Raw genomic sequence first — 644 nt, forward strand, 5'->3', positions numbered from 1 at the left:
GCGGTGCTGCTCGGAGGGGTGTTCGTCCCGCTGAACACCCGGCGCGCCGCGCCCGAGCTGCGTTTCGTCCTGGACGACTCCGGCGCCCGGGTAGTCGTGCTCGGCGGGTGCCAGGACGGCGGCGGGCTGCCCGGCCGCCACCTGACCCAGGACGCCTTCGAAGAGCTGATCGCCGGCGCGCCCGCCGGCCCCCTCGACGAGCCGGTGAGCCAGGACGACATCTGCCTGATCATGTACACCTCGGGCACCACGGGACGCCCCAAGGGCGCCATGCTCACCCACGCCAACCTCATCTGGAACGCGGTCAACCTGCTGGTCGACGTGCCGCTCGCGCACGACGAGGTGACGCTGGTCAGCGCGCCGCTGTTCCACATCGCGGCCCTGGCGCAGACGCTCGTGCCCACCGTGCTCAAGGGCGGCAGGGCGTTGCTGGAGCCGTCCTTCGGGGTGGACAGGACGTTCGACCTGGTCGAGTCCGAGCGGGTGACGATGATGTTCGGGGTGCCGTCGATGTTCGCGGCCCTCGCGGGGTCGCCGCGCTGGGCGACGGCCGACCTGTCCAGCCTGCGGCACCTGCTGTGCGGGGGAGCGCCGGTGCCCGAGGCGCTGATCAGGGCGTACCGGGAGCGGGGGCTGACCTTCCT

At 72.5% G+C, this 644-nt stretch carries 1 protein-coding gene; it reads left to right on the forward strand.

Features of this window, described 5'->3' with window-relative positions; all coding sequences use genetic code 11:
- Positions 1-644: AMP-binding protein (locus DMH01_RS42490; protein ID WP_148106608.1), on the forward strand; the 644-nt coding region annotated here is incomplete at both ends.

The sequence above is a fragment of the Amycolatopsis sp. WAC 04182 genome (assembly GCF_003947465.1).
GTDB lineage: Bacteria > Actinomycetota > Actinomycetes > Mycobacteriales > Pseudonocardiaceae > Amycolatopsis.